The 19,027-nt window shown below is 59.4% G+C and carries 17 protein-coding genes; 6 read left to right on the top strand and 11 right to left on the bottom strand.

The genetic code is table 11. The annotated features are described in order from the left end of the window. Positions 1-35 precede the first annotated feature (35 nt). A complete protein-coding gene (locus ACGS9J_RS03870; protein ID WP_442229749.1) occupies positions 36-1,400 on the top strand; it encodes an MFS transporter in 1,365 nt (454 codons plus the stop codon). Next, positions 1,400-2,446, top strand: coding sequence for an L-idonate 5-dehydrogenase (gene idnD, locus ACGS9J_RS03875; protein WP_442229750.1), 1,047 nt, complete (start codon positions 1,400-1,402; stop codon positions 2,444-2,446). Before ACGS9J_RS03870 ends, idnD begins: the two co-directional genes overlap by 1 nt. A gap of 25 nt (positions 2,447-2,471) precedes the next feature. Here idnD and ACGS9J_RS03880 read toward each other — a convergent pair whose 3' ends face one another. Further along, positions 2,472-3,101: an alanyl-tRNA editing protein gene (locus tag ACGS9J_RS03880; RefSeq protein WP_442229751.1), complete on the bottom strand. Its 630-nt coding sequence runs from the start codon at positions 3,099-3,101 to the stop codon at positions 2,472-2,474. A gap of 84 nt (positions 3,102-3,185) precedes the next feature. Here ACGS9J_RS03880 and ACGS9J_RS03885 point away from each other — a divergent pair, with 84 nt between their 5' ends. After that, positions 3,186-4,121, top strand: coding sequence for a LysR family transcriptional regulator (locus ACGS9J_RS03885; RefSeq protein WP_442229752.1), 936 nt, complete (start codon positions 3,186-3,188; stop codon positions 4,119-4,121). Here the strand turns inward: ACGS9J_RS03885 and alkB are convergent. Then, complete coding sequence (gene alkB, locus ACGS9J_RS03890; protein ID WP_442229753.1) at positions 4,104-4,751, bottom strand: DNA oxidative demethylase AlkB; 648 nt, start codon at positions 4,749-4,751, stop codon at positions 4,104-4,106. The genes ACGS9J_RS03885 and alkB overlap by 18 nt on opposite strands. 139 nt (positions 4,752-4,890) lie before the next feature. Between alkB and rarD the strand changes: the two genes are divergently transcribed. Next, a complete protein-coding gene (gene rarD / locus ACGS9J_RS03895; protein ID WP_442229754.1) occupies positions 4,891-5,778 on the top strand; it encodes an EamA family transporter RarD in 888 nt (295 codons plus the stop codon). Positions 5,779-5,820: 42 nt separating this feature from the next. Here rarD and ACGS9J_RS03900 read toward each other — a convergent pair whose 3' ends face one another. The 9 genes from ACGS9J_RS03900 to citC form a co-directional block, all read right to left on the bottom strand. Then, positions 5,821-6,516, bottom strand: a complete 696-nt coding sequence (locus ACGS9J_RS03900; protein WP_442229755.1) for a 4'-phosphopantetheinyl transferase family protein — start codon at positions 6,514-6,516, stop codon at positions 5,821-5,823. A gap of 103 nt (positions 6,517-6,619) precedes the next feature. Further along, positions 6,620-7,849, bottom strand: a complete 1,230-nt coding sequence (agp, locus tag ACGS9J_RS03905; protein ID WP_442229756.1) for a bifunctional glucose-1-phosphatase/inositol phosphatase — start codon at positions 7,847-7,849, stop codon at positions 6,620-6,622. A gap of 151 nt (positions 7,850-8,000) precedes the next feature. Continuing rightward, positions 8,001-9,464 (bottom strand): anion permease, encoded by a 1,464-nt coding sequence (locus tag ACGS9J_RS03910; RefSeq protein ID WP_442229757.1) that lies wholly within the window; start codon positions 9,462-9,464, stop codon positions 8,001-8,003. A 90-nt stretch (positions 9,465-9,554) separates the two neighbouring features. After that, a complete protein-coding gene (gene citG / locus ACGS9J_RS03915) occupies positions 9,555-10,427 on the bottom strand; it encodes a triphosphoribosyl-dephospho-CoA synthase CitG (protein ID WP_442229973.1) in 873 nt (290 codons plus the stop codon). After that, positions 10,408-10,956, bottom strand: coding sequence for a citrate lyase holo-[acyl-carrier protein] synthase (gene citX, locus ACGS9J_RS03920; protein WP_442229758.1), 549 nt, complete (start codon positions 10,954-10,956; stop codon positions 10,408-10,410). The genes citG and citX overlap by 20 nt, the downstream gene beginning before the upstream one ends. A 4-nt stretch (positions 10,957-10,960) precedes the next feature. After that, positions 10,961-12,466, bottom strand: coding sequence for a citrate lyase subunit alpha (citF, locus tag ACGS9J_RS03925; RefSeq protein WP_442229759.1), 1,506 nt, complete (start codon positions 12,464-12,466; stop codon positions 10,961-10,963). Then, positions 12,466-13,386: a citrate (pro-3S)-lyase subunit beta gene (citE, locus tag ACGS9J_RS03930; RefSeq protein WP_442229760.1), complete on the bottom strand. Its 921-nt coding sequence runs from the start codon at positions 13,384-13,386 to the stop codon at positions 12,466-12,468. The genes citF and citE overlap by 1 nt, the downstream gene beginning before the upstream one ends. Then, positions 13,370-13,678 carry a citrate lyase acyl carrier protein gene (gene citD, locus ACGS9J_RS03935; protein ID WP_442229761.1) on the bottom strand — a complete coding sequence of 103 codons (309 nt, stop codon included), beginning with the start codon at positions 13,676-13,678 and terminating at the stop codon, positions 13,370-13,372. The genes citE and citD overlap by 17 nt, the downstream gene beginning before the upstream one ends. After that, complete coding sequence (citC, locus tag ACGS9J_RS03940) at positions 13,675-14,748, bottom strand: [citrate (pro-3S)-lyase] ligase (protein WP_442229762.1); 1,074 nt, start codon at positions 14,746-14,748, stop codon at positions 13,675-13,677. The genes citD and citC overlap by 4 nt, the downstream gene beginning before the upstream one ends. Before the next feature lie 331 nt (positions 14,749-15,079). Here citC and dpiA point away from each other — a divergent pair, with 331 nt between their 5' ends. Beyond that, positions 15,080-15,766 (top strand): two-component response regulator DpiA, encoded by a 687-nt coding sequence (gene dpiA / locus ACGS9J_RS03945; RefSeq protein WP_442229763.1) that lies wholly within the window; start codon positions 15,080-15,082, stop codon positions 15,764-15,766. A 113-nt stretch (positions 15,767-15,879) separates the two neighbouring features. Next, positions 15,880-18,969, top strand: coding sequence for a beta-galactosidase (locus ACGS9J_RS03950; RefSeq protein ID WP_442229764.1), 3,090 nt, complete (start codon positions 15,880-15,882; stop codon positions 18,967-18,969). The last annotated feature ends 58 nt before the right edge of the window (positions 18,970-19,027 follow it).

Here is a 19,027-nt window from a genome sequence, read left to right on the forward strand (position 1 = left end):
TTTATAAAAATAAGCACTCTGACCAGGACAACAAAATGAAAGCAACAAAATCGCGATTTTTTATTCTGTCGCTGTTGTTCATCGTGACGGCTATAAATTATATGGATCGGGCCAACCTGTCCGTTGCCGGAAGTAAAATTCAGTCCGAATTTGATCTCAGCGCCACCCAACTGGGCTTACTGTTTTCCATGTTTACCTGGTTCTATGCGGCCAGCCAGATCCCGGTCGGTTACGTACTGGATCGCATTGGCTCGAGGATCCTCTACGGCAGCGCTATTATTCTGTGGAGCGTCTTTACCTTCCTGATGGGGTTTGCCTCGCATCATTTGTTCGCCACCGCAACGGCGTCATTTTTGATGCTGTTGGCCTGTCGGGCACTGATTGGCATCGCCGAAGCGCCCTCCTTCCCCTCCAATACCAAGATCATCGCCACTTGGTTCCCTGACCATGAACGCGCGCGTGCCACAGCCATCTACTCCAGCGCACAATATATAGGGCTGGCGCTGTTAACTCCGGCGCTATCCTACGTCGTGGCAGAGTACGGTTGGGAAATGTCGTTTTACCTGTCCGGCGGCGTCGGTATTTTGTTTGGCATCTACTGGTTGTTTAAATATCGCGATCCGCAACACAGCAATAGCACCAACCAGCAGGAACTGGATTACATCCGTGAAGGCGGTGGCTACGGTTCAAAAAACCAGGCCAGCGTCAGCGAAAAAGTGCGTTGGCGCGATATCGCCTTTTTCCTGAAGAACCGCACCATCTGGGGCTTGTTTATCGCCCAGTTCGCCTGCTCGTCCACGCTCTATTTCTTCCTGACCTGGTTTATCGTCTATCTGGAAAAGGGTCTGCACCTGCCGATCGCCAAAGCCGGACTAGGCGCATCCTTCCCATACCTGATGGCGATGGCCGGCGTACTGTGCGGCGGTACCCTGAGCGATATGCTGCTGAAAAAAGGCAAATCCCGCACTTTCGCCCGCAAACTGCCGGTGATGTCCGGCCTGTGTCTGACCATGATTATCTGCTTGGTCAACTTTTTCGAAGACCAACCGGTGATCGCCATCGCCATTCTGTCCGTCGCCTTCTTCGCCAACGCCTTTTCCAATCTGGGTTGGGTGGTCTGGAGCGATGTGATCCCACGTAACTTTATCGGCACCATGGGCGGTTGTCTGAACATCTGCGGCAATCTTTCCGGGATCGTCAGCCCGATTGTGATTGGCGTTATTTTGCAACGCACCAACAACTTCCACTATGCGATGTGGTATATCGCCGCCGTGGCCTTGTTGGGTCTGCTGGCTTACACCTTCCTGGTCGGCAAAATTGAAGTGATCGTGCCGCCGAAGCCCGAGCAACCTTTAACGCCGCAGCCCAACGCGGACTTCCACAAACTTGAGGCAAAATAATGAGCAAACGAACCCTAAGCTGCAAAGCTTGCTTCGCCTACGGTGAAAAAGACGTGCGCGTTGAGCAACGCGAACTGGAATACGATGAGAATGACGTGCTAGTGAAAGTCGAGCGCGGCGGTATCTGCGGCTCTGATATCCATTATTATCAGCATGGCCGTGCCGGTATGTCGATCCTCAAACAGCCCATGGTGGTCGGGCATGAATTCGTCGGCACCGTCAGCCAGGTTCCGGCCGGCTCGGCGCTTCGGGTCGGCCAGCGCGTAGCGGTCAATCCATCGCAACCCTGTAATCACTGTGAATACTGCCTGGCCGGTAAACAGAACCTGTGTTCTACCATGCGTTTTATGGGCAGTGCGCAGTTTACTCCACACGTTAATGGGGGCTTTTCCGAATATGTCGTCGCCACGGAGCAACAGTGCTTTGCCTATAGTGATGATGTCGCCCCACAGGTTATGGCCTTTGCCGAACCGCTGGCGGTTGCCATACATGCGGTCAACGTCGCCGGTACGCTGGTGGGGAAACGCGTGTTAGTGATTGGTGCCGGCCCTATCGGCTGTTTAATCCTGGCCGCCGCCCGCAGTGCCGGCGCTTCTGAACTGGTGGCTTCAGACGTCAGCGAACGCTGCCTGGAACTGGCGCGCCACATGGGGGCTACCGCTACCTTCAATCCATTGAATGAAGGCAGTTCAGTGGCTTATCAGGACAACAAAGGCTATTTCGATGTGGTGTTTGAAGCCTCCGGTAGTCCGGCGGCCATCTCATCCACCGTCGCCCTGACCCGCCCGGCCGGGACGGTGGTGCAGGTGGGCATGGGGGCCAGCAACGTTGATTATCCCGTCATGGCAATGTTGGTGAAGGAGATCCGCTGGGTCGGTTCGTTCCGCTTTGTCGATGAATTTGCCACCGCCGTTAAATGGTTACAGGATGGCCGGATCGACCCGCTGCCGCTGCTTAGCGCCGAATACCCACCGGAAGCGATTGAAAATGCCTTGATCGCCGCCGCGGACAAGAGCTTGTCCTCCAAGGTGCAGATTACGTTTTAATGCCCCCATACCTGGGCTGAACATCTCAGCCCAGCTCGTACTGCACAATCAACTGCCCTTTTTTCATCTTTAGCGCAGTGATATTTACGCTGCCAAGCTCAGCCAGCGAAGGCACATGGGTGCCACCGCAGCCATAGGTCGGCAGTTCGCCAAACCCGACCTGACGCAGGCCGTCGACCGCCCGTTGTTTGCGAGGAAAATCCGCCGCCACCAGCCGTGCCAGCTCCGCTTGCAGGAAATCCAGATCCAGCGTTTGCGGTTCTGCGCCCGGTGCAAAGGTGATCCGCCCTTCGCCCGGCCAGTGATGTGCCTTCACCGGTTGCCAACCCCGCGTTTCACCCAGCCAGCCGATCAGGTGCCCGGCAGAGTGCCAACGGGCATGCAATCGGCGCAGCTCGCCATCAATCTGTACGTTCACCGGCCCTGCGGGCAGGGGTTCGGCGGTAAAATGCAGCACTTTGTCGCCCTGCTGTACCACGCGCAATACCGGGACAGTGCCCAGTTGGCCGCCGTCGGCCGGTTGCCCACCGCCCTGGGGGTGAAACAGCGTGACGTCCAGCTCTATCGCGTATCCACCCTCTTCCATCGGGGTGCAGGCCAGCACCTGCGCTTCGCCCTGTAAGTCGTCGCTATAATAATAAAGCCGTTCGGTCATGATTTTTCTCCTGATTAGAGCGCCCATTATATTCATGCCATAATAAAAGGATAATCCGTCAACAACACAATGGACCTTTGCGCTGTGAGCACAAATCTCTCTCATTCGCTGCTGGCCGAAATGGCCGTGTTTGTTCAGGTGGTGGAGAGCGGCAGTTTTTCCGCCGCCGCCCGTCGACTGGGCACTTCCCCCTCTGCCGCCAGCCGCAGCGTAGCCAAACTGGAACAGGCGTTGGCGTTGCAACTGCTGCACCGCACCACACGCAAGCTACGCCTGAGTGAACAAGGTGAAGAGGTGTTTCAACGCTGTCGCAGCATGCTGGACGCCGCGAACTCGGTGATGGAATTCAGCGGCCGCGCGGCGGCAGAGCCTGAAGGGTTGGTCAGCGTCAGCGTGCCCAAGGCGGTGGGCCGCTTTGTGCTGCACCCGCACATACCGGCGTTTTTACGCCGCTATCCCAAAGTAGACGTTCGCCTGCGATTGGAAGATCGCTATATGGACCTGATTGATGACCGGGTCGATCTGGTGCTGCGCATTACCGAACGCCCTTCTCCTGGGTTGATTGGCCGCCAACTGATGACCATCGACCACCTGCTGTGTGCCACGCCCGCTTATCTGGCGCAGCATGGCACGCCGCAGCATCCGCAGGATTTAGCGCAGCACAGCTGCATTTATCTGGGGGAAACGCCCAACGACGCCCGTTGGAAATTCCGCCGTGCCGGGAAAACGGTGGCGGTTAACGTGCGTGGGCGCTACGCCGCCAACCATACCGGCGTGCGGCTGGATGCAGTGAAACAGCACATTGGCATTGGCAGCCTGCCGTACTTTACCGCTCGCCAGGCGCTGGACGCAGGCGAAGTGGTGCAGGTACTGCCGGAATGGGACTTTCTCAGCAGCTACCACGGCGGCCTGTGGCTGCTGTATGCCCCCAATCAGCACCTGCCGCCCAAGCTGCGGGTGTTTATCGATTATCTGGTGGCCTGCCTGGCGAAAGAACCGCAGTTAAAGCGCCTTGCGTAAGGTGATATTGATGCGGTGCGGCCCCACCAGCGAATGGTAGCCCTCTTTGATCGGCATAATGCCGTGAAAACACAGCCGCGACGGGCCGCCCCACACCACCACGTCGCCGTGCGCCAGCGGGATGCGCTGTGCCCGGTCGCTGCGTTGCATGCCGCCGAACTGAAACACCGCCGGCAACCCGAGGGAAACGGAAACGATCGGCGAGCCAAAATCATGCTCGTCTTTGTCCTGATGCAATGACAGCTTGCTGCCCGGATCATAGCGGTTCATCAGGCAGGAATCAGGTACAAAGGGGGCAAAGCCCGCCTGTTGCGCCGCTTCATCCGCCAACGCCATCAGGATATCCGGGATCGGCGGCCAGCGTTTGCCGCTGCGCGAGTCGCGCTCAGAATAACGGTAGCCGCGGCTGTCGCTGCTCCAGCCGTTGCCGCACCAACTCATCGCCACCGACATCACATGGCCGCCCGGCGTAGTCATGTGTCGCCACGGCACCTGGGCGATTACCCCATTCACCGCGGCCAACAGCTCCGGGCCGTGATCGCGCACAAAGCCGTGCATCACCACCGCGCCTGGGGCAATCTGCTCCCGCCACGGCGGCGGCACGGAATCTTCAAAAAGATCGAGGGTCATGACAAAACACCTGTATTAATACACAGTATTTATTTTACCCCGCCGTGGCCGATTGTCCAGCCTGATGCGCGGCATTGTCGTTCGCGTTAAACTTCTCTAGAGTACCGGCAATAAAATCAATAACTTTTCAGGATCGCATGTGATTAAAGGGATCGTTCTTTCCGTTATCGCCTCGGTATTGTTCGGCGTGATGTATTACTACACTTCCACCCTGACTCCGCTCGACGGCGAACAAGTCTTTGGCTGGCGCACCCTGCTGACGGTGCCGTTTTTGACGCTGTTTATGGTGCTTTCCGCCGACTGGCGCAAGGTCAGCGAGACCTTGAGCTGGATAAAACAACGGCCGCGCCGCCTGCTGTTTCTGCCGCTGAGCTCGGCATTGCTGGGGGTTCAACTCTGGCTGTTTCTCTGGGCACCGCTGCACGGCAAGGCGCTGGAGGTGTCGCTCGGCTATTTCCTGTTGCCGCTGACCATGGTGCTGGCCGGGCGGCTGATCTTCCGCGATCGCCTTTCGCTGCTGCAAAAACTGGCGGTCGCCTGCGCGATTGTCGGCGTCGGCAACGAGTTGTATCAGGTGGGTGGCGTCTCCTGGACCACCTTGTTGGTGGCACTGGGCTACCCGGTGTACTTTATTCTGCGTCGCCGTTTCGGTACCGATAACCTGGGTGGGTTGTGGTGCGAACTGGCACTGATGCTGCCGGTCGCCGCCGGGTTCGCCTTCGGCGGCAACGGGCCGCTGGCAGCGCTGTCCATCAGCCCCTCGCTCTATTGGCAAATTCCGCTGTTGGGGGTGCTTAGCGCCGCGGCGCTGGTGTGTTATATCCTCGCCAGCCGTTTGCTGCCATTCAGCCTGTTTGGCCTGCTGAGTTACGTGGAACCGGTGCTGTTGGTGGTGGTGGCCTTGCTGCTTGGCGAAAGCATCGGCCGGGATGAATGGCTGACTTATATTCCTATCTGGCTGGCGGTGCTGCTGCTGGTGTCGGAAGGCGCGCGTCACCTGTTGCGGCGTCGACGAATTCAGTTGTAAACGTGACGGTGTAGCGTCATTTTTGTGGCTTATTCATTTGATTTATAAACAAATAAAAGTTGTGACATCGTCACTTTCATGCCAGTAACGCCCGCTGAAACGGCGACCGACATGGCACTGCGGCGTGAGGGTTTTGAGCAGTTCCAATTCGAACGTCTGTCGTTGCGTATCCAGCGTGACCAGGCGGGCGTCGAGAAAGTCAAAATAGCAGCGCACCTGCGGATATAGCGCTTTAAACAAGCTCTCTTTGGCGGAAAACGCCAAGGTCAGCAGGTGGTTAAATGGCTGTGGGTGAGTGCGCAGTTGGGCAGATTCCGCCTCGCTGACGATAGCACGCTGCAGCTCCTCCGCACGCGCGGCGGGGATAAGCGTTTCAACATCCAGCCCCACGCCACCCAGCCCGGTTTCCGGGTGCACCGCGCAAAGCGCGGTATTGGCATTATGGCTGAGCGCACCGGCGATACCCGGTGGCCACTGCGGTGCCCGGTCTTCACCGCGCAACAACGTGAAATCCGCAAACCCCAACGGCGTCAATAATGCTCGCGCCAGATAACGCCCGGCCAGATACTCCGCCCGCCGCTTTGGCACCGCACGCGCCAGATGTTCGGGGAGCGCCATGCCAATGGCAGCGAAACAGTCATCCTGGTAGTGCGCCACAGAAAAGCGGCAACGGGCAACCTGCCCCGGGTAATCGTCCAGGTTCAACCATTCAATAGTGGGAATAAAAGAAGAGAACACGGGTTGTCCAGGTTGGTATGCAGAACGCTAATTTTAGACGCCGAACTCCTGAGCAACAATGATTATTCCTCTCCCCCGCAACCGAGGGAGAGGAACGGCGGGATTACAGAATGTCTTTCATGGTTTTTTCGAAGTCGCTCCAGGCGCAGTAGCCTTGCTTATCGATCGGGCAGCCTTTTAACGCCATCGTCACACGCTGCGGTGGGGTTTTCAGCGTTAACGGGGTGGCATTACGCAACTGGTCGGTGGATTGATACACGTACTCGATTTTCAGCAGATCGCGATCGTTTTTCTTGTCGTGCCAGCGCTGGAACACCAGCTTGCCGCCAATCGGGGTTTTCTCATATTGATGCGGCAACTGATACGGATTGAACTGCATCGCCGACAGCAGGGAGGCAATGTTGGAGTCGTGGCCCACCAGCACCGTCACCTTCGGCGAGTCCGGCTTGCGTTCAGCAATCAATGCGCCGTTGATGTAGGTCAGCAGCGGTTTGGCCACGTTTTGCGCCACCACCGGGGAGGTGAACAGCGAATCCTGATAGCCGTCTTTCAACTGCGCCAACTGTTTCCACTGCTGCGGCGTGGTGATTTTGCCCCAGGCCACGTCCTTCATCGGGAAGCCTTCGTAATATTGCAGCATAAAGGCGTCCACCAGCGAGTTACCGACCCGCAGCGGCCCGGCAACGCCCGGCTCTTTGCCCGGCACCGCGCTCATTTTGCTGGCTTCTTTGGTCAGATCGCAGTGCTTGTCGGTTTTACAACTGCTGGAATCCTGGTAATCGATGATTTTAGCCAGTTGTTTATAGGCCGCGTCCAGTTTCAACGAGGCCAGTTCGGTGTTCATTGCGCCCAGTGCCTGTTGATTGAAGGCCTCGCTGTTGTCGGTGATGATCGGGTTGAAGGTCGGATCCATCTCCCCCATTTTGTCCTGGTGATGCACGCTGACGTCACAACCGGGGAATGCGCCGTTGGTAAAGAACTGCGCGGTCGCCACCGTACGCTGCAAACTGTTGGCATACACGTAAACGCTGCCGGCGGTCGGGCAACCTTCTTGCGGTAGTACCCCGGTCTGCTTGAGCCACGCATTGAAATAGTGGCCCATATACACTTCCAGCACCCCGCCCTTGGTGGTCAGCAGGCCACCCGGCGTGTCCCAGGCCGGCCAGGCCTTCGGTGTGGATTGCGCCAACACGCTGCCGTTATTGGCCAGCGGCGCACGCAGGTTATGGCGACTCATCACCAGCACCTGATCCAATTGGTAATCGTTGGTTTCCGCCAAGGCAGCCCCGGTCATAAATAACGGCAAGCACAGCAATAAAGTTTTTCTTTTCATCCGCAGAGGCTCCAGGAATATGATTATTTTTAATGTGTTAGCTATTGCTTCGCTATGATGGAGAGGTTAGCGCCGAAAGTGTGTGATGGGCATCACAGGGAAAGGTCTGCTCAGCGGCCCTCCGCAGAGAGCCGCCGTTTAATTCAGAAACTCACATCCACAACCGCATGATCGGCCAGCCGATCAGCAGCAGTGCGGCGATGTACACCACGCCCAGAATACCGCCCATCCGCCAGTAATCTTTCGACTTCACATAGCCGCAACCGTAGATGATGACCCCAGGGCCGGTGGCGTACGGCGTCAGTACGCCCATGATGCCGATCGACAGCACCAGCAGCATCGACAGCTGCTCCATAGGCACGCCCGGCAAGCCTTTACCGACGGCCAGGATCACCGGCAGCAAGGTGGCGGTGTGTGCCGACAGGCTGGCAAACAGGTAATGGGCGAAGTAGAACACCAGCACCAGCGCCACCACCGTCATATCCGGCGAGAAACCGTCCAGATGGGTGCTCATGGTCAGCGCGAACCAGTCGATAAAACCGGAGCGCGTCAGGCCGTTGGCCATCACCACCAGCGTCGCCAGGTTCACCAGCGTGTTCCAGGCGCTGGAGTATTTGGTGATGTCCTTCCACGACACCACGTGCAAGGCCAGCATCAGCGATACCGCCAACAAACAGACCGTTGTGGCATCCAGGATCTTGCCGCCAAACACCCACAGGCACAGGCTGAGCAGCACCAGGCCAATCAGCGTGTATTCCTTGCGCGTCAGCTTGCCCATTTCACCCAGCGCGCTATTGGCCCAGGAAGCGACTTCGCTGCTGTGCGTCACGCCCGGCTTGTACAGGTAGTAGGAGATCAGCGGCGCGATAATCAGCAGCAACAGACCGACCGGCAGGAAGGCCAGGAACCACTGCATCCAGCTGATATGCACCCCGGCAATTTTGCTGACGAATTCGATGCCCAGCACGTTAGGCGCGGCGCCGGTGACGAACATCGAGGAACTGATGCTGGTCCCGACCACCATCATCCACATCAGGTAACCGCCGATGCGCCGTGAAGACGGATCGTTGGGGAAGGAGTCAAACAGCGGCGGCAGGTTTTTCACCACCGGGAACACGGTGCCGCCGGTACGGGCAGTGTTGGAGGGAGTAAAAGGCGCCAGCAGGATGTCGATGATCACCACCGCATAGCCGAGCGTAAGGGTGCGCTTACCCATAAACTTCACCAAAAACAGCGCGATGCGCCGCCCCAGCCCGGTGGCTTCGTAGCCGAGCGCAAAAATAAATGCGCCGAACACCAGCCAGACGGTGGTGCTGGAGAAGCCGGCCAGCCCCCATTTCAGCGCCTCTTTACCGGCTTTGAAACCCGGCTCCGCCAGTTCCTGCGCGCCGAACAGCACCCAGTTGGCGCTCAGCACGCTGAGGGTCACGGCGATGAAGCTGATCGCCGTCGCCGGGATCGGCTCCAGGATCATGCCGACAATCATCGCCACAAAAATGGCGAAGTAGCGCCAGGCCTGCGGCGGCATGCCGTCGGGCGTGGGTATCCAGAGCAGGATCGCCAGCACCAACAACGGCGCCAGCGCTTTCCAGATTTTTTCCTTGGTTTCGGACATAAGATTCTCCTGAAGACGGGTTATTTTTTTGGCTATGCCCTGGGAATTCCAAGTTGCGGCTTGAAAGGCGGCGGGCGTAGTGGAATTCGGTTATTGCGCCAGCAGCCAGGTGACGATCAACAGATCGGCGCTGCCCCCCGGGCTGAGATTGCGGCGAATGCAGTCGGCGTCGAACTGCCGCAGGCGATCGATGCCCTGCGAGCCTCGCGCGCCCCCCTGCGCCAGCAGTTCACCGGCACGACGCTGCAACCAGCGCAGGCCTTCGATACCGCCGCGTGAAGCCACGTTGGTGTCGTCGTTGTTGGCCATCAACCACAGCAGGCTGTCCATCAGCGCCGTCTGCTCATCGCACCCGGCGAGCAGACGTTGGCGGTACAGCGGCAGCGCACCGTTAATCACTCGTTCGAAGCCTGACTCCGCCTCGCCGCGCGCCCCGCTCAGGCCATGTTCGGCGAACAGGCGTTGCCCGGCGGTCTGCAACGCGTTGTGCTGTTGCAGTTCACGCGCCACCAGCCCACGACACATCAACGCCACCTCGGCGCACAGCGCGGCAGCATCGACAGGCTGTTGGCGTGGGGAGAGGCGCCCAAAAGCGGCACACAGCAGGCCGAGCGAAAATACGCTGCCTTTGTGGGTGTTAACGCCGCCGGTGGCCTGGAACATGTGGTTTTCGCAGGCCAGCCCCAGCGGGCGCAGCCGCAAAAGCTGCTCGGCTGCCGGGCGGTGGGCGTCATCACGGCCCTGGCGGACAAAGCGCGGCAACCAGATACCGATGGCGCGGGCGCTGCGGTAAAAATGGCCGAGGCTCATGTCCCGGTGGGCACCGTTGTTGTGGCGATCCACCAGCCCCGGTTTGGGCGTCAGGTTCACTTCGACCAACAGGGCGCGGTAGGCGGCGTGAGCGAAGCTCCTGTCACCTTGCTGGAGGGGCCGTCTGGCGGGTTCAACGGGTTGAGAGCGCATCATTGAGCATCCTTTCCATTTCCTGCAGCAGTTGCTCGCTGCCGTGTCGCCGCTGACGGGCGCAGATTTTGGCCGGCTGGCTGCACAGCAGGCAACGCCGTTCCGCCAGCCCCAGATCGCGGCGCGATAAAATACGGCCCTCCGGATCCAGCACGTCGATATCCCACAAACGACCTATCGGCTGCTGAACCTCCAACTGCATGGCGCAGTCTTTCACCCGTTGGGCATCGGCCTGCAGCGCCATAAAGCCTTCACAGCCGGTGGAAAGCGCCAGCGTTTCCGCCTGCAGGCAGTGCCAGTGTTGCTCGCGCCCCATTTGCTGCAGCGCCTGCCAGCCGAGGTTGAAGATGTTGCGGGTCAGGGCGCTGTCTTTTATCGCGCCGGGCACCACCAGCGTCAGCACCAGCAGCGTGGATTGATGTTGAGCCTGCCAGGCCTGCTGCCGCGCCTGACGGCATTCGCGGCTGGTCAGCAGTTCCGGCAGGCTAACGGCGCGGTTGGCCGCCAGTTCGGGAGGGACGCTGGGCATAACGTTACTCCGCCACCTGATGCACTACGTCGATCACCGAACCGTCGCGGTAGCGCACCACCGCCACTACTTTGTCGGTGAAGGCGATCGGCTGCGGTTCGCCGGTCAGCAACAGCGCACGCTGCCGCAGCCAGTCGATGCCGACCACCGGCAATCCGGCCTCTTGCAGCCGCTGCGCCAGCTCCGGTCGCGCCGGGTTAACGGCAATACCGTGATCGGTAACCAGAATGTCGATGCTGGAGCCCGGCGTGACACAGGTGGTCACCTGCTCCACCAGCGTAGGAATGCGCCCACGCACCAACGGCGCCACGATGATCGCCAACCGTGCCGCCGCAGCAGTGTCGCAGTGACCGCCAGAAGCCCCACGCAGCACGCCGTCGGAGCCGGTCAGCACGTTGACGTTGAAACCGGTATCGATTTCCAGCGCGCTCAGCACCACCACGTCAAGCCGGTCGACCGAAGCGCCCTTCGAACTGAAATTGGCATACTGGTTGGCGCTGATTTCAATGTGGTTGGGATTGCGCGCCAACGACATCGCCGCCGCGCGGTCAAAACTTTGCACGTCCAGCAACCTGGCTATCAGCCCTTTTTCATGCAGATCCACCATGGTCGAGGTGATGCCGCCGAGGGCGAAACCGGCGCGAACGCCACGCGCGCGCATTTTGTCTTCCAGAAAACGCGTCACCGCCAGCGAAGCCCCACCGGTGCCGGTTTGCAGCGAGAAACCTTCGGTAAAGTAGCCGGAACCGGCAATCACTTCGGCGGCACGGCGGGCTATCAGCAATTCACGCGGGTTGGAGGTCATTCGGGTGGCATCGGCACCGATCTTGTCGGCGTCCCCCACTCGCTCGAGTTGAACGATCAGATCGACCCGATCCTGCGCCAGGCTGGCCGGGTGATGCGGATAAGGCAGGATCGCTTCGGTCAGCAGCACCACGGTGCCCGCCGCATCGGCATCCACTTTGGCGTAGCCCAGCGAACCGCAGCAGGCTTCGCCGCTGTAGCCGTTGGCATTGCCAAATTCGTCGCAGGCCGGGACCCCGAGGAAGGCAACGTCGATGGTCAATTCACCGGACTCGATCAGATTGACCCGGCCGCCGTGGGAATGGATTTGTACCGGCTCGGCCAGCAGGCCGCGTGAGATGGCGTCCGCCAGCGGGCCGCGCAAACCGGAGGTGTAAATCCGGCTCACTACCCCGTTGCGGATATGGCCGACCAGCGGCGCATGGCATTCGCTCAGCGAGCTGGAGGCCAGCGTCAGGTTGCGGAACCCCATCGCCGCCAGCGTCTCCATTACCTGATTGAGCGCCAGATCGCCGCCGCGAAACGCATGGTGGAAAGAAATGGTCATGCCGTCCTGCAAACCGCTACGGCGTACCGCCTGTTCCAGCGTGTCACAGCGTTTGATATCGCGCGGTTTACGCGCCTGCAAATTCGCCTTGGAGGCATCCTGATAGCAGCGCAAATCCGCCAGGTTGTTCAGGGTCATCAGTCGTTGTTGGCGTTTCATTATGCTTCCTCTGCGTGCTGAACCGACGCTTCGCGGATGCCGGAAAGCGCAGCTCGTTGCAATACCAGCCGCGCACGTTCAATCACCGGGCTGTCGACCATCTTGCCGTTGAGCGACACCACCCCGCGCCCCTCCTGCTCCGCCGCCGCGGCGGCATCCACCACCCGCTGGGCGTGAGCCACTTCTTTGGCGGTTGGCGCATACAGGTTGTGCAGCAGTTCGATTTGCCGCGGGTTAATCAGGGATTTACCGTCGAAGCCAAGCTGTTTGATCAGCGCCGCTTCCTGCAGGAAGCCGGTTTCGTTATTGGCATCGGAATACACGGTGTCGAACGCCTGAATGCCGGCGGCCCGCGCCGCCTGCAGCAGCGAGCAACGCGCAAACAACAGCTCAATGCCCTCCGGCGAACGTTCGGTACGCAGGTTGCGCACGTAGTCTTCCGCGCCGAGCGCGATGCCGATCAAACGCGGAGAGGCATGGGCGATCGCCACCGCCTGGGTGATGCCCGCCGCCGACTCAATCGCCGCCAGCAGGCCGGTGCTGCCGACCGGACGCCCACAGTCGGCTTCGATGGCGGCAATTTCGCGATCCATATCCACCACGTCCTGCGCGCTGTCGGTTTTCGGCAGGCGCACGATGTCCGCCCCGCCGCGCACTACCGCCTGCAGATCCGCCAGCCCGTAGGCGGAATCCAGCGCGTTGACGCGCACAATGGTTTCCACTTCCTGATACAGCGGGTGTTGCAACGCGTGATACACCAGTCGCCGCGCGGCGTCTTTTTCGCGCAGGATCACCGAGTCTTCCAGATCGAACATCAACGCATCGGCCTGATAAATAAAGGCGTTGCTCACCATCGCCGCATTGGCACCGGGCACGAACAGCATGCTGCGGCGCAGGCGGTGTTTATTCAGCGTTTTCATCACGCGCCCCCCACGGCAGTTGACCATTGTCACTGGCGCGCATCAGCGCGGTTTCCAGGCGGGCCCGCAGCACGCAGTCGAGCGCGCCTTTGTCGTCCACCATCACCTGCACCGGCTCCACCTGATAACGCTGCAGCACCTCCAGCAACGTCTGGCGGATGGCTTCGCCGAACTGTTTCTCTACGCTGCTGGCGATCAGCAGATCGTGTTCCGGCCCCTCGGCGGGCGCGATGCGCACCATGACATCGCTGGATTCCAGCGTGCCGGCCATTGCTTCTCGGATAATTTTCATCTTTCACCTGATTGTGCGGATTCAAAGGGGTGTACCGCCGGTTTGGCCCGGCGCTGCGTTTGCAAATCTTGCAGGTAATACAGAGTGTCCGGCGGCACCAGCGGCGCGGCGGCGTGAAAGTCCCCCGCAGCCAACAGCTTGCGCACCCAGGAGGCGGAGATCGCCGTGCCCTGATATTGCAAACGCTCGATTTCGACCAGCGCGATCGGCGGGCTGGGCAGCGCTGGGGTTTCCAGCCAATAACGCATATCGCGGTTGTACTTCGCGGTGACCGCGCAGAAGGGTTCGTTGCCGACGAAACGGTGGGTAATCCCCAGCGCAGGTGCCAGATACTGACGAAAGATCTTCAGATCGATTTCGGTGTAGCAGTCGTCGGCAATACCCTGATCTTTAATGAAGTAACAAGGGAAGGTGGCGCGTGAAATGACGTATTGCGAACCTTCGTGCACCGTCAGATTAGGGATGTCTGCGGTGCCCGCCAGCACCAGCCGCCGCCGGTCTTCGTAACTGAAGCGTGAGGTGTTTTCCTTGACCAAAAACAGGTGCAGCCAGTCGCATTGCGCCGCGGCTTGGCGCACCAGGTATTGATGGCCGCGGGTAAAGGGGTTGGCGTTCATCACGATACTGCCGATGCTCGCGCCCGGCTGCCGCTGGCCCGCTAACTGAGCGGCATAGCGCTTCAGGCGGCACGGGCTGTTTTCCATCAGCACCACGATGCCCGGCACCCGGGCAATGGGGTAGAAACCGCATTGCTGAAACAGCGGCTCATTTTGGATTTTGGTGTAAATAAACAACTGGGTGTGATGGCGCTCATAAGCCAGATTCACCAGCTCCGTTGCCAACGTCAGCCCCAAACCTTCGCCGCGCATTTGCGGGCTGATGGCGACGCATTTGATAATATTGTCGGCAATGCCGCCGCAGGCGACCAACTTATCGTTTTGCGTCACGGTAATAAATATTTCAACCGTGGTGTCAATATTCAGATCGTTACTGCGCAGGAAGGCATTAATCTGCGAGATACTTTTATGATCTGATCTTTTGACTCGATTAAATAGGGTGTCGCCCAACATAACATGCTCTCTGGTTTAACTATTAAATAACAAAATAAATACAAAAAAGAGTGTCAATTAACATTCACCAAGGCCATTAAAACCTTAAAAACCATGAAGATAAAAACCAACTCAACGGTGAATGAAACAATGGTAAACAGAAAAAAATAGCGAATTATTGACCTATTTCACAAACCCCTCCCGGTTAATAAGTTATTTAATGTTCTTTATTTACTTAATTATTTTTATGGTGTTTATTATTGAGACAATCTTTATTTTACGTGGCAATTAACTTACATTTACTTAGCATATTCGCTGCAACTTGAAAGGCGACGGGGAGACGGGATTCACTATGGAATGGTTGAATATACTGATCGTCGAAGACGAAACGCCGCTGGCAGAGATGCATGCGGAATTTATCCGGCAAAACGGTGGCTGTCGGCAAATCTGGCTGGCGGGGACCCTGGCGCAGGCGCGCGCAATGGTCGATCGCTTCAAGCCGGATCTGATCCTGCTGGACAACTTTCTGCCCGACGGCCAGGGCATTGAATTGCTGCGCGAGCTGACCCTGCGCGGTTATGCCGGTGGTATCGTGTTTATCACCGCCGCCAGCGACATGGACACCGTGGCCGAAGCCCTGCGCTACGGGGTGTTCGATTACCTGATCAAACCGCTGGCCTATGATCGGCTGGCCCACACGCTGCTGCGCTTCAGCCAGCGGCATCAGGCGCTGAAAGATAAGGCTCGCCTGAATCAGCGCCGCATTGACCAAATGTTCAATACCTACGCGCGCGGCGAACCGATGGCGACCTTACCGGCGGGTATCGATGAGCTGACGCTGGTCAAAATTCGCGCCTTGTTCGAGCAGCCCTCGGCCAGCCACACCGCTGAAAGCGTTGCGCAAAAAATGGGGTTGAGTCGCACTACCGCGCGCCGCTATCTGGAGTTTTGCACCGCCGCCCAGCAACTGCGCGCCGAAATCATTTACGGCAAGGTAGGCCGTCCGCAGCGAATTTACCGGCCTGTTCTGCCGGAATAAGCGGTTATTTGATCGCCCCTGCAAGCTTGAATGTAACCGCTTTACTTTTTAGACACTCGTCAGCATCTTATTCGGCATGATGCCCCTCTACTCTGCCGACAGGACGATCGCCGATGAGCGCACTGCCCCCTCCTTCCCTGAAAGATCTCATTGCCCGCCGGGACTGGCAAAATCCGGCCTGCACCCATTATCAGCGGCTGGCCGCGCATCCGCCTTTTGCGAGCTGGCGCAGCCTGAACGCGGCACGTGACGATACCCCCAGCACCAGCCGGAAAACCTTGAACGGCGACTGGCATTTCAGCTATTTCGGCAGCCCGCAGGCAGTACCCGACGAATGGCTACAGCAGGACCTGCCCGATGCCGACCGGCTGACGGTGCCGTCCAACTGGCAACTTGCCGGTTATGACGCGCCGATCTACACCAACGTCCGCTACCCGATCCCGGTCAACCCGCCGCAGGTACCGGAAGAAAACCCGACCGGTTGCTATTCCCGCCAGTTTACCGTCGAGCCCGCCTGGCTGGCCGAAGGGCAGACGCGCATTATCTTCGACGGCGTCAACTCGGCGTTTTACCTGTGGTGCAACGGCCATTGGGTCGGCTATTCGCAAGACAGCCGCCTGCCCGCCGAATTTGACCTCAGCCCCTGGCTGCAGGCCGGTGAAAACCGGCTGGCGGTGATGGTGCTGCGCTGGTGCGACGGCAGCTATCTGGAAGATCAGGATATGTGGCGCATGAGCGGCATTTTCCGCGATGTCAGCCTGCTGCACAAACCCGCCACCCACCTGAGCGATGTCCGCATCACCACCCCGCTTTACGACGGCTTCCGCCGTGGCGAACTGGTGGTAGAGGCGCACGTCAATCGACCGCAACAACAGCGGGTGCAATTGCAGCTGTGGCGCGATGGCCAATTGATAGGCGAAAAAACCCAGGCGCTCGGCAGCGAGATGATCGACGAGCGCGGCGCTTATGATGACCGCACTACCCTGCGCCTGCCGGTGGAACAACCGGCACTGTGGAGCGCGGAAACCCCGACGCTGTACCGGGCAACGCTGGCGTTGTTGTCGCCGGAGGGCGAGATTATTGAGGTGGAAGCCTATGACGTCGGCTTCCGCCAGGTCGACATCAGCAACGGGCTGCTGAAACTGAACGGCCAGCCGTTGCTGATCCGCGGCACTAACCGGCACGAACATCACCCGCAGCACGGCCAGGTGATGGACGAAGCCACGATGCGCCACGACATTCTGTTGATGAAGCAACACAACTTCAATGCGGTGCGCTGCTCGCACTACCCGAATCACCCGCTGTGGTACCGGTTGTGCGACCGCTATGGGCTGTATGTGGTTGACGAAGCCAATATAGAAACCCACGGCATGCAGCCGATGAATCGACTTTCCGACGATCCGCTGTGGCTACCGGCAATGAGCGAGCGCGTGACGCGTATGGTGCAGCGGGATCGCAACCATCCCTGCATTATTATCTGGTCGCTGGGCAACGAGTCCGGGCACGGCTGCAACCACGACGCGCTTTATCGCTGGGTGAAAAGCCAGGATCCCACCCGCCCGGTGCAGTACGAAGGCGGCGGTGCCAACAGCGCCGCGACCGATATTATCTGCCCGATGTATGCCCGGGTGGATCAGGATCAGCCGTTCCCCGCCGTACCCAAGTGGTCGATCAAGAAGTGGATCGGCCTGCCGGATGAACAACGGCCACTGATCCTGTGCGAATACGCCCACGCGATGGGCAACAGCTTCGGCGGTTTTGACCGCTACTGGCAGGCCTTCCGCCAGTACCCACGCTTGCAGGGCGGCTTCGTCTGGGACTGGGTCGATCAGGCACTGACCCGCCGCGATGACAACGGGGATGAATACTGGGCGTACGGCGGCGACTTCGGCGACACGCCTAACGATCGGCAATTCTGCCTTAACGGCCTGGTGTTCCCCGATCGTACGCCACACCCGGCGCTGTTCGAGGCGCAACGCGCACAGCAGTTTTTCCAGTTTGCCTTCGATGCCAGGACGCTGACGTTGACCGTCAGCAGCGAGTACCTGTTCCGCCATAGCGATAACGAACGGCTGGACTGGCGGCTGGAGTTGGATGGCGTGGAGCGCGCCAGCGGCAGCTTTGATCTCGCCCTGCCGCCGCAGGGCAGCGCCAGCTTCCACCTGCCCGACCGCTTGCCGATACTTCATCAGCCCGGCGAGCTGTGGCTGAATGTGGCGGTGGTACAGCCACAGGCCACCGACTGGTCCGAGGCCAACCATCGCTGCGCCTGGGATCAATGGCCGGTGCCGCGCACGCTGCATTTGGCGCCACCGGTACCCAAAGGCCTTGCTCCGCAGCTGAGCCAAAATGATCGGACGATTGAGATCAACCATGGCAAGCAACGCTGGCAGTTTACCCGCGACAACGGCTGCCTGAGCCAGTGGTGGCAAGATGGTGAACCGCTGCTGCTGACGCCGCTGCAAGATAACTTTATCCGCGCCCCACTGGATAACGACATCGGCATCAGCGAAGTGGAACGCATCGATCCCAATGCCTGGGTCGAACGCTGGAAGCTGGCCGGCATGTACCGGCTGGAAGAACACTGCACGCTGCTGCAGGCCGATCTGCTGAGCGACGGCGTGCGGGTGGTGAGCGAGCACCGGTTCGGAGTTGATGAGCAAACGCTGTTATGCAGCCGCAAACAGTGGTTGTTCGACAGCCAGGGCGCGGTCAGCGTCAGCGTCGACGTAGAAATCGCCGCCAGCCTGCCGCCACCGGCGCGTATTGGCCTGACCTGCCAACTGGCAGAAACCCAGCCGCAGGCGCAATGGCTGGGCCTGGGCCCGCATGAGAACTACCCGGACCGTCGCCTCGCCGCGCAATTTGGGCGCTGGCAGCGACCGCTGGAAGATCTGCACACGCCGTACATCTTCCCCGGCGAAAACGGCCTGCGCTGTGACACTCGTCAGTTGCAGTACGGCGACTGGCACATCGACGGGCAGTTCCACTTTTCGCTCAGCCGCTACGGCCTGCGCCAGTTGATGGACTGCAGCCACCAGCATCTGTTGCAGCCGGAAGCCGGTACCTGGCTCAACCTGGACGGCTTCCATATGGGGGTCGGCGGTGACGATTCCTGGAGCCCGAGCGTCAATGCGGATTACCTGCTCAGCCGCAGCCATTACCATTATCAACTGCGGCTAAAACGCGCGGAACGGGGCTAAATCTGCCAAAACCTCAACGGGTTGCGCATTCTGTAAGCAAACAGTCACAGAATGCGTA

The sequence above is a fragment of the Serratia quinivorans genome (genome assembly GCF_052113645.1).
Lineage (GTDB): Bacteria > Pseudomonadota > Gammaproteobacteria > Enterobacterales > Enterobacteriaceae > Serratia > Serratia quinivorans_B.

Coding starts and splice junctions, on each gene's coding strand:
- ACGS9J_RS03870 (WP_442229749.1), top strand. CDS start 36: ATGAAAGCAACAAAATCGCGATTTTTTATTCTGTCGCTGTTGTTCATC.
- idnD (WP_442229750.1), top strand. CDS start 1,400: ATGAGCAAACGAACCCTAAGCTGCAAAGCTTGCTTCGCCTACGGTGAA.
- ACGS9J_RS03880 (WP_442229751.1), bottom strand. CDS start 3,101: ATGACCGAACGGCTTTATTATTATAGCGACGACTTACAGGGCGAAGCG.
- alkB (WP_442229753.1), bottom strand. CDS start 4,751: ATGACCCTCGATCTTTTTGAAGATTCCGTGCCGCCGCCGTGGCGGGAG.
- agp (WP_442229756.1), bottom strand. CDS start 7,849: ATGAAAAGAAAAACTTTATTGCTGTGCTTGCCGTTATTTATGACCGGG.
- ACGS9J_RS03910 (WP_442229757.1), bottom strand. CDS start 9,464: ATGTCCGAAACCAAGGAAAAAATCTGGAAAGCGCTGGCGCCGTTGTTG.
- citG (WP_442229973.1), bottom strand. CDS start 10,427: ATGCGCTCTCAACCCGTTGAACCCGCCAGACGGCCCCTCCAGCAAGGT.
- citX (WP_442229758.1), bottom strand. CDS start 10,956: ATGCCCAGCGTCCCTCCCGAACTGGCGGCCAACCGCGCCGTTAGCCTG.
- citF (WP_442229759.1), bottom strand. CDS start 12,466: ATGAAACGCCAACAACGACTGATGACCCTGAACAACCTGGCGGATTTG.
- citE (WP_442229760.1), bottom strand. CDS start 13,386: ATGAAAACGCTGAATAAACACCGCCTGCGCCGCAGCATGCTGTTCGTG.
- citD (WP_442229761.1), bottom strand. CDS start 13,678: ATGAAAATTATCCGAGAAGCAATGGCCGGCACGCTGGAATCCAGCGAT.
- citC (WP_442229762.1), bottom strand. CDS start 14,748: ATGTTGGGCGACACCCTATTTAATCGAGTCAAAAGATCAGATCATAAA.
- dpiA (WP_442229763.1), top strand. CDS start 15,080: ATGGAATGGTTGAATATACTGATCGTCGAAGACGAAACGCCGCTGGCA.
- ACGS9J_RS03950 (WP_442229764.1), top strand. CDS start 15,880: ATGAGCGCACTGCCCCCTCCTTCCCTGAAAGATCTCATTGCCCGCCGG.